The sequence below is a fragment of the Pseudomonas sp. genome, from assembly GCF_041601375.1.
Classification (GTDB): domain Bacteria; phylum Pseudomonadota; class Gammaproteobacteria; order Pseudomonadales; family Pseudomonadaceae; genus Aquipseudomonas.
In genome coordinates, this window is record NZ_JBFIIG010000181.1 from 1 (window position 1) to 8,508 (window position 8,508).

At 62.4% G+C, this 8,508-nt stretch carries 9 protein-coding genes; 1 reads left to right on the top strand and 8 read right to left on the bottom strand.

Translation table 11 applies throughout. The features are described 5' to 3' along the window. The 4 genes from ABZE94_RS18120 to ABZE94_RS18135 all read right to left on the bottom strand — a co-directional run. Window positions 1-424: hypothetical protein (locus ABZE94_RS18120; RefSeq protein WP_372877109.1), on the bottom strand; the 424-nt coding region annotated here is incomplete at its 3' end. Window positions 425-541: 117 nt separating this feature from the next. Then, a complete protein-coding gene (locus tag ABZE94_RS18125; protein WP_372877110.1) occupies window positions 542-1,396 on the bottom strand; it encodes an SDR family NAD(P)-dependent oxidoreductase in 855 nt (284 codons plus the stop codon). Then, window positions 1,393-2,787 (bottom strand): VOC family protein, encoded by a 1,395-nt coding sequence (locus ABZE94_RS18130; RefSeq protein WP_372877112.1) that lies wholly within the window; start codon window positions 2,785-2,787, stop codon window positions 1,393-1,395. The genes ABZE94_RS18125 and ABZE94_RS18130 overlap by 4 nt, the downstream gene beginning before the upstream one ends. A 10-nt stretch (window positions 2,788-2,797) precedes the next feature. Beyond that, window positions 2,798-3,538, bottom strand: coding sequence for an SDR family NAD(P)-dependent oxidoreductase (locus ABZE94_RS18135; RefSeq protein WP_372877114.1), 741 nt, complete (start codon window positions 3,536-3,538; stop codon window positions 2,798-2,800). A 139-nt stretch (window positions 3,539-3,677) separates the two neighbouring features. On the opposite strand from ABZE94_RS18135, the gene ABZE94_RS18140 reads away from it, so the two are divergent. Further along, window positions 3,678-4,700 (top strand): AraC family transcriptional regulator ligand-binding domain-containing protein, encoded by a 1,023-nt coding sequence (locus tag ABZE94_RS18140; protein ID WP_372877116.1) that lies wholly within the window; start codon window positions 3,678-3,680, stop codon window positions 4,698-4,700. 246 nt (window positions 4,701-4,946) lie between these two features. Here ABZE94_RS18140 and ABZE94_RS18145 read toward each other — a convergent pair whose 3' ends face one another. The 4 genes from ABZE94_RS18145 to gluQRS all read right to left on the bottom strand — a co-directional run. After that, window positions 4,947-5,765, bottom strand: coding sequence for a M23 family metallopeptidase (locus tag ABZE94_RS18145; protein ID WP_372877118.1), 819 nt, complete (start codon window positions 5,763-5,765; stop codon window positions 4,947-4,949). Between the two features lie 12 nt (window positions 5,766-5,777). Then, window positions 5,778-6,797, bottom strand: coding sequence for a L,D-transpeptidase family protein (locus ABZE94_RS18150; RefSeq protein ID WP_372877120.1), 1,020 nt, complete (start codon window positions 6,795-6,797; stop codon window positions 5,778-5,780). Window positions 6,798-7,080: 283 nt separating this feature from the next. Beyond that, complete coding sequence (locus tag ABZE94_RS18155) at window positions 7,081-7,611, bottom strand: hypothetical protein (RefSeq protein WP_372877122.1); 531 nt, start codon at window positions 7,609-7,611, stop codon at window positions 7,081-7,083. Window positions 7,612-7,865: 254 nt separating this feature from the next. Beyond that, window positions 7,866-8,508: tRNA glutamyl-Q(34) synthetase GluQRS (gluQRS, locus tag ABZE94_RS18160; RefSeq protein WP_372877124.1), on the bottom strand; the 643-nt coding region annotated here is incomplete at its 5' end.

An 8,508-nucleotide genomic window follows, 5' to 3' on the forward strand; every position in this document is an offset into this window, starting at 1 on the left:
CATAGGCCGGCGCGGCGTAGATGCCGATTTCCACCGTCAGTTCCAGCACTCGCGCGAGGTCGTTGCGGTAGACCAGCACGGCTTGCAGGTCGTCATCCAGCGGTTCGCTGAAGTCCACCAGTACATAGCCGCCGGTTTCCGGCGACAGGCTGCCGAGTTGCACCTGGATGCGGTTGAGCGCCTTGAGCGGCTCGGTCTTGGCAAGCTGCTTGGGCTTGAGCACGAAGTTCACGCTGGGGCCGAAGGAGTCGACGATCTGCTGGAACAACTGGTCGTAGCTGTCGGCCTGGAACAGCACGGTATCCGGCAGGCTGCCGACCACCACCCATTCGCCGAGCGGGATCGGGAAGCTGTCGTCGTAGTTGGCGTCCGGGTTGGCGGCGAGGACGGCCTGCGGGTCGGCATAGGCCCGGGCCGCCGCCAAGGTGCGGCCCTACGGTGCTGATAAATAAACTGAACCCACTTCCCTTCTTGTTTAAAGGCGACATGAAGAGCCGTGGTCTGCCCCTGTTTAATTCTCCGTTCTACGCAGCGGTTGCTCTCAGGTTGATAAGGCCTGGGGGTTGAAGGCAGTTATACCTGCTTGGGCCTGCATGCTGCGCAGGGCTATTGCACTTGGTACCCACGCATGAGGGAAAAGGTAGAAGCGATTATCCTCCACTCCCTTGAGGGTAATTTCGGCAATTTCGGAGGCAGAAATTTTACCGGTTTCCACGGCTCGTCTCACACGCTCTTCGTACAGACGCTTCATCTCGCTGTCGACGGCAGCGTCGGCGAATTCCGTCGGGCGGTTGCGTTCGGCCTCAACGATTCCGGTTGGAAAAAAAGCTGGTGAGAGCACACTGACACTGACCGCGCTGCTGGCCATCTTCAGGTCATTGGCCAGGCTCTCCGAGAGTGCCACCACCGCCGCTTTGGTGGCGTTGTAGATGCCGCTGCCGGCTGAGGACATCCAGCCGGCCGCCGAGGCGATATTGACAATATGTCCCTCGCCCTGACCGAGCATGATCGGAGTGAAGGCTTTCACGCCCCAGGCGACGCCAAAGAGGTTGACGTTGGTTACCCAGTGCCAGTCAGCGACGGTATTTTCCCAGATTGGCGCGGTGACGCCTACGCCGGCGTTGTTGAATAGCAGGTGAGCGGCGCCGAAGCGTCGCATGGTCAGTTGCGACAACGCTTCGACCTGTTCGAAGCAGGATACGTCCAATTGCAAGGTGGCGATGGGCGTGTTGGGCAGCTCCTGCAGGACCAGGACGCGAGTCGCTTCCAGGTTGTCGGCCTCGACGTCGGCCAATACCAGTTTCATCTGGCGCCGTGCACAGGCCAACGCCAGTTCGCGACCCAGGCCTCCGCCAGCCCCAGTAATTATGCTGACCTTTCCGTTCAAGTCTTTCATTTGTCGTCTCCGTGCTGGGTTGTGCCGACGCGCTGTTGCAGCGCCTCGTTCATACGTCGATAAAGTCGTTTCGATTGGCTCAGGCGCGGCCAGAGTGCTGGCATCAGGAGTCCGGAAAAGCGCTCGCCATGGATAAAACGGGTGCTGCCATCGGCATTCTCGGCAATCTGGAAGAAGTGCTCGCCGGCTACAGTGAAGGGGTTTCCGCCGCGCCAGGCGAAGCGGTTTGGCGCATCGTCACTGCAGATGCGCGCCTGGAAGACGGTCTTGCGACCCTTGCCCAGCTTGACCGCAAAATCCACCACCCCGCCCGGCCGGCGATCGATCCGGTGGATCTCCAGCATTGGGTTCCACTGCGGGTATCGCTCGAAGTCAACCAGGCACTCCCACACCGCACGGGTCGGCGCATCGATGTCGATTTCGGTTCTGATCAGACGCGAGAAGAAACTATCGCGAGTGGTACCCAGCGCCTTGTAGGCCTGTCGCTCACGCAGCCGGTTGAGCAGTTTGGCTTTCAGGTTCGGCTCGCTGAATCCCACCAAGGCATAAAGCTGCGGCGAGCAGTACAGCATTTCCACCGAAAAGCCTTGTGGGTCATTGACGTAGACGCACTGTAGTCGTTGCGGCTGGCCGACCGGCTTGCAGTTGGGCACAAAGCCGGCCGCGAGCACTCGTTCGAAATGCTCGGCGAAGCCGTCGCTGCTGGCAAAACCGATGGCCAGGTTCATGATGCCAATGTCGCTCAATTTGTATCGGGGCGGTCTGGGCTTGGGATTCGCCGGTTGGCGGAGTTCCAGCCACATATCGCCTTTGACCAGACAATCGCTGGCTATGGTGTCGGTATCGTGCACGACTGCGCGGTCGCCACGCTCGAAACCCAGCCCTTCGATGAAGGCAGTAACGCTATGCGTGCAGTCGGCGACTACCAAGGCCAGGCCAGCAAGCTTGTACGGATACGATTGTCCTAGCAGTGAGTGGTCTTCGATCAGTTCGATGAGCGTTCCGTCCGGATCCCGAATGAAACGGCGCTCAGCAGGTCTGCGGGTTTCCAGGGTCAGGCCGAGCGTCTGGGCGCGCGCTTCAAAACGCTCCAGTGAATCGACCCGTACAAGGATGCGCCGATAACCGATGCGCTCATCGTCCTCGATTGAGAGGGGCGTGGGCGCTGGTGATTCGAACTCGAACAGTTCCAATTGGAAGAACGCCCGGTCGTCGATCAACCAGCTGACCCGTGAGGCAGCGCCGGCGAGGCCCTGTACCCGTTCGGCCGGCTTGCCGCGGAAGGACATGGTGCCGAATACGTGCTTGAGGCCGAACAGCTTCTGGTAGAAACGGAGGGATGCAGCGGTGTCGCGCACACTCAGTGCGATCTGGCAGATATTGGTGGTCATGGTTGTTCGCTCAGAAGAGTTTGCCGATTAGCGTGGTCGGTAACAGCTGCAGCAGTGGACGCAGCAGCAACCAGGGATAGCCGGGAATTACAGCGCGCTTGCGGCCCTGCACGATGGCATTGGCGATCCGTTTGCCGCCCTCTGCCAGCGGCAGGAGGAAGGGCCGGTGCTTGAGTTTGTTGTTCATCGGTGTATCGATGTAACCCGGATAGATCACTGTCACGGTGAGGTTCTTGCCCAGCGCTTCAGTCCGCAGGGCTTCCATGTATACGCTGACCGCCGCCTTGCTCGCACTGTAGGCGCCGCTGCCGGGCAGGCCACGCCAGCTGGCGACTGAACTCATCGCCACAATCTGCCCACGACCCTGGGTCTTGAACAGCGAGACGGCGGCGTCGATGGTGGCGCAGGCGCCTATCACATTGACTTCAAACATCCTGCGCGTGTTGGCGAAATCGATACGACCTATGCGCCCGTCACTTCCCAGCCCGGCGTTGGCCACGACGATGTCGAGCTTACCCAGTTCGGCGCGGGCGATATCCAGTGTGTCGCGCACCCGCTGGGGATCGCTGACGTCCAACGGATAGATCCGTACACGCACGCCGTGACGTTGCTCCAGTTCAGCCTTGATCTGTTGCAACACGTCGAACTGGCGGGCGGCCAATGCCAGGTCATAACCACGCGTGGCGAATTCGCCCGCTAGCTGACGGCCCAGTCCGGAGGACGCACCCGTGATAAATACAGATTTGCTCATGAAAACTGCCCTTTGGCCGCTATTTGTCTCGCTTATTAAGACAAAGTACGGCTCTTGAAACGATGATAAAACCTGCCAGTATCTTGATAATTAAGGCCAAGTTGAGCTTATATAGCCATTTAGAACAGTGTGGGTTGCCATGAGCCAAGCCGTTTTTCCCTGCGCCAGCCAAGCCCCGTTCTGCTTTTGCATCGCCCAGATGGGTACGTGGGGTTATCCGTTGGATGAGGTGCTGCTTGGCAGCGGCCTGACTGCAGACAGCTATGCCTTGCCTGAAGCCGTGCCCGACAGCCGCCAGGAACAAGCCGTCTACGAGAACATTCAGCGCCTCTATCGAGGTGGGGCTGCCGGGCTGGAACTCGGTCGGCTGTACAACGTAAACAGTGTCGGAGTGCTGGGGGCGCTGCTGGCGAACGCGATCGATCTCGGCCACGCCGGCTATCTGGCGCGACGCTTCTATCCGCTGTCCAATCCCTGGATAGTCCCCGAGCTGATCAGCAGTGTCGCCGGCGGCCAGTCGGTCGTTCGCTACCGGCAGGTAGGTGGATTGCCCGCGCTGTACCGGTTCCTTATCGATCGTGACATTCTCGCCACACGCCAGTTGCTACGTGACATCTTCGGCGCCAGCTCAGATGGCTATGTGCGCACAGTGGCATTCGGCTATCCAGCGCCAGAAGACGCCGCACGCTATCCGGCTGAGTTCGATTGTCCCGTGAGCTTCGGCCATGATCACACCTACGTGACCTACGACAACGAGCTTGGCCGCTTAAGCAATGCACGACGCAATCCGCATGCCTATCATCTGTACCTGCAGCTGTGTCGTGAGACTCAGGCGCAGCGTGCGCCCTTATCCTGGCAAGGCCGGGTGAACGGCATCCTGTTATGCATCGACTTCTACCCAAATGCCGCCGCCATGGCCAAGAAACTCAACTGTTCGGAGCGAAGCCTGCGACGGCATTTGGGCGAGGAGGGGGTGCAGTATTCTGAGCTGGTGGACAAGGTACGGTTCGACCGTGCGGTTTACCTGTTAAGTCAATCCGAAGACTCCATCAAGAACATCAGCTTCAAGCTCTTCTACAGCGAGCCGCCGGCTTTCGTGAGGGCATTCGCGCGCTGGAGCGGGACGACCCCGAGCGATTTCAGGGCAGCCCTGGGGCGCTGAATGTTTCGCGGAACGGCCGCTCCCCGGCTAGCAGGCTTCACTCTCGAGCCATTTGCTGAAGCCGCCAAGGCTTTTCAGGTGTGCTCTATCGGTACTGCCCCAGCCCGTTCCGGGGGGGGGGGCAGCTACAGCTCTGTGCCGCAATGGCTGATCCTGCCGCTGGGGTTGCCTGCGCTACGCCATCCCGGATGCGCTGCGGCTTATTCGGGCTATGGCCGCGATCCCGTGTTGTGCAAGTCGTCGAACTCAGCGCTGGAACAAGGGGTAGGGGTTGATTGCCGTGCCTTTCCACCATTGCTTCTCGGGGCCGAGCAGGAAGATGGCGAAATGCAGGTGCGGTGCACGCGGGTTGGCGTTGCCGGTGGCGCCGACGTAGCCGAGCAGATCGCCGCGCTTGAGCTCCTGGCCTTCCATCAGGTCGGCGGCGTAGCTGTCCAGGTGCGCGTAGTAGTAGGCGAAGGTGCCGCTGGCATCGAATTGGTAGACGGTGAGGCCGCCGGGCACGCTGTCGAACAGTTTCACCACTTTGCCGTCGTCGACTGCGACTACCGGGGTCTTCAGCGGCGCCATGATGTCGAGCGCTTCGTGGATGCGGTCGCTGCCGCGCTTGTCGTTGAAGGTGTCGCTCAGTTGCGCCGAGACTATGCCGGTCACGGGAATCAGCAGTGCGCCGGGATGCACTTGCGAGGGTTCGGCCGGCATGGTCTGCACGCTGGCCTCCTCGAGCGACGCGGGCGGCGTGCCCGGTTCCGGCGCAACAGGGTTGTCGGCGGGGGGCTCGCTGCGCGGCGCTAGCGGCATCTCGATGGGCATCGTCTCGGCGCTGGTTGTACGGGTGGTTATTACGCTCGCAACCCGAGGCATTGCCGGCGCGATCGGCATGCCATCAGGCTCCTGCTCGCTGGGCGTGACGGCTGCCGGCGCCGACTGCACGGGGTCATCCGGGGCTGCAATGGACCGCGTGATGACCGCCACGCCAGGCGTGGCCAAGTCGTTCTGCAGGACATAGAACAGACCCGCGGCGCCGACCAGGGCGCCTGCTGCGAAAGTCAGAATGCTCTTCATGGCGGGGTCTGGTTACTCTTGCAAGAGGGCGGGGAGCCCGGGCGCGACTGAGTGTCCCATCGCCGTGACGTTCCAGTTGGTGAGGCGGATGCAGCCGTGCGATTGGGTCTTGCCGATCTTCGATGGCTCCGGCGTGCCGTGGATGCCGTAATGCGGCTTGGACAAGGCGACCCAGGCAACGCCGACGGGATTGTTCGGGCCAGCCGGGATGGTCGCCTTGGCGTGGGCGGGGTTGGCGTCCCAGAACAGCCCGGGGTTGTATTTGAACACTGGGTTTCTGGCTACGCCGAGAATCTTCCAGTCACCGAGTGGCAGCGGATCGCGCCCGCTCCCGGTGGAGGCGGGGAATTGCGCGATGATGGCATCCGCGGCATCGAAGAGGGTGACGGTCGAGTCGGACTTGTCGACCACCACCCGTGCAGCCTTGGCCAGGGGCGCGGCGTCGGCGAGGTTGGGTACGACGATGGCCTCGCCGGCGCGACTCAGATCCTTGCCCGGATTCAGTTGTGCCAGCAGCGCGGGGCTGGCGTGAAATTTCTCGCCGAGCGCTTCGCTCAGGTCGCGGTAACCCAGGGTTGCCAGCGCGGCCTTGTCCATCATGTCGGCTGGAATCTGCTGGAAGGGCCCGGCGGCGTCGGCGTCGCTGATGGTATAGGTCACCAGCACTGGCTCGACGTCGGCGTTGAGTGCAACCCAGGTGGCTTCGTCCATGACGCCGCTGACGGGCAGGCCGTTGTTTTTCTGGAAGCCGCTGATGGCGATACGGGTGTTCGAGCCGTAACTGGCGTCGATCTCACCCGGAAAGAAGCGCGCGCGGTCGAGCAGGATCTGCGCACGCAGCACAGCGACGTTGTGCTGCTTCGGGCCGACCTCGCCGCGCAGGTTGGCGTCGTTGGCGAACTCGGCGGTGAGCGGCGGCGCGGCGACGCTGACCTCGGCGGCGAGAGGTTCGGCGCTTGCGAATGCGAAGGGTACGGCCGCAGCCTGCAGGGCCAGGGTGATGGCGCAGGTGAGCATGGTTGTGGTTTTCAAGATGCGATCCTCAGGCGAACGAACAGGGCGAACTTCGGCGTGTCTGAGCAAGCTCGGCACACGTTCAGCGTGTTGTGGGGAATCGGCATGCCATTAATGCACAGTCATGGCAGTTGCAGGCGTGAACGGTAGTAAAAAACGTCCGGCTGCTGCTCAAGGCCCTGGCATTCCCCAGGCATAGCGGCGTGGGGCGAGCGAGGTGTTGGCGATAGTCATTGGATCAGGCCCGCGGGGATCAGTTCCCTGCGGGCCGTTTGCGCGGCGATGAGGCGAGCGGTTCAGCCTACTCGGTCTGCGCGACTTTCATCGCGTCATAAGCCGGTGCGGCGTGGATGCCGATTTCCACGGCCAGTTCCAGCACCCGGGCCAAGTCGCTTCTATACACCAGCACGGCTTGCAGTTCATCATCCAGCGCTTCGCTGAAGTCGACCAGCACATAGCCTTGGGTTTCCGCTGACAGGCTGGAGAGTTGCACCTGGATGCGGTTCAGCGCCTTGAGCGGCTCGACCTTGACCAACTGTTTGGGTTTGAGTACGAAGCTGACTTGCTGGCCGAAGGACTCGACGATCTGCTGGAACAACTGGTCGTAGCTGTCGGCCTGGAACAGCACGGTGTCCGGCAGGCTGCCGACCACCACCCATTCGCCGAGCGGGATCGGGAAGCTGTCGTCGTAGTTGACGTCCGGGTTGGCGGCGAGGAAGCCCTGCGGGTCGGCGTAGGCTTGGGCCGCCTCGTCGGCGATGCGCGCGACGTCTTCGGCCAGCATGCAGCCCGAGCTTATCTTGCCAATCAATTCTTCGAGCTGGGCTTTCATCGGTACGGTCCTATAGGGCAGCTGAATGGTGGGCGTCAGGATAAGGGAAATGCGCCGTTGCGGCGCGCGGAAAGTCATGCACTGACCTCGCAGGACCTAGGCGCGGCGGGGGCGCCTAGCCCATGGCCGCGATCGGGGTTGCCCACAAAAGGCAGCGCGGGCATGGCCCGCTCCTACGAAACCCCTGGAGCTACGAGAACTGTGCGCGATGCCGCAGACCTTGCGCATGAATATAGGATCTACGGCCCGGCGGTTCAGCGCAGTTGCGTTTCGGCCAGGGTGCAGCTGCGCGGGATGCGGCCGGCGTCCCAGTGGCTGCTGGCCCAGGCCAACAGTTCGGGCGGGTGGGCATTTTCGAGCTCGCCGGGCAGCGCTTGCCCCAGGGCGCGCAGGGCGCGGACCAGCAGCGGCGCGGCGCGGTCGGCCGGCAGCGGTGGCGAGCGGTAGGACTTGCCCAGTTTGTGGCCGTCCGGCTGGATGATCAGCGGCACGTGCAGGTAGCGCGGTTGGGCCAGGCCGAGCAGTTCCTGCAGGTACAGCTGGCGTGGGGTGGAATTGAGCAGGTCGGCGCCGCGCACCACGTCGCTGATACCTTGCCAGGCATCGTCGAGCACCACCGCCAGTTGGTAGGCGTAGAAGCCGTCACGCCGGCGAATGACGAAGTCACCGACTTCGCGGCCCAGGTGTTGGCGGTACTCGCCCTGCACCCGGTCGATAAAGCCATAGCTCAGGTCCGGCACGCGCAGGCGGATCGCGGCGTTCTGTGGCGCATGCCCGGCGTCGCGGCAGGTGCCGGGGTAGATGCCATGGTAGCCCTCCAGTTGCTTGCGCGAGCAGGTGCAGGCATAGGCCAGGCCCTGTTGCAGCAAGCGCTCGACCAGCGCCTGGTACTCGGCA

Coding starts and splice junctions, on each gene's coding strand:
- ABZE94_RS18125 (WP_372877110.1), bottom strand. CDS start 1,396: ATGAAAGACTTGAACGGAAAGGTCAGCATAATTACTGGGGCTGGCGGA.
- ABZE94_RS18130 (WP_372877112.1), bottom strand. CDS start 2,787: ATGACCACCAATATCTGCCAGATCGCACTGAGTGTGCGCGACACCGCT.
- ABZE94_RS18135 (WP_372877114.1), bottom strand. CDS start 3,538: ATGAGCAAATCTGTATTTATCACGGGTGCGTCCTCCGGACTGGGCCGT.
- ABZE94_RS18140 (WP_372877116.1), top strand. CDS start 3,678: ATGAGCCAAGCCGTTTTTCCCTGCGCCAGCCAAGCCCCGTTCTGCTTT.
- ABZE94_RS18145 (WP_372877118.1), bottom strand. CDS start 5,765: ATGAAGAGCATTCTGACTTTCGCAGCAGGCGCCCTGGTCGGCGCCGCG.
- ABZE94_RS18155 (WP_372877122.1), bottom strand. CDS start 7,611: ATGAAAGCCCAGCTCGAAGAATTGATTGGCAAGATAAGCTCGGGCTGC.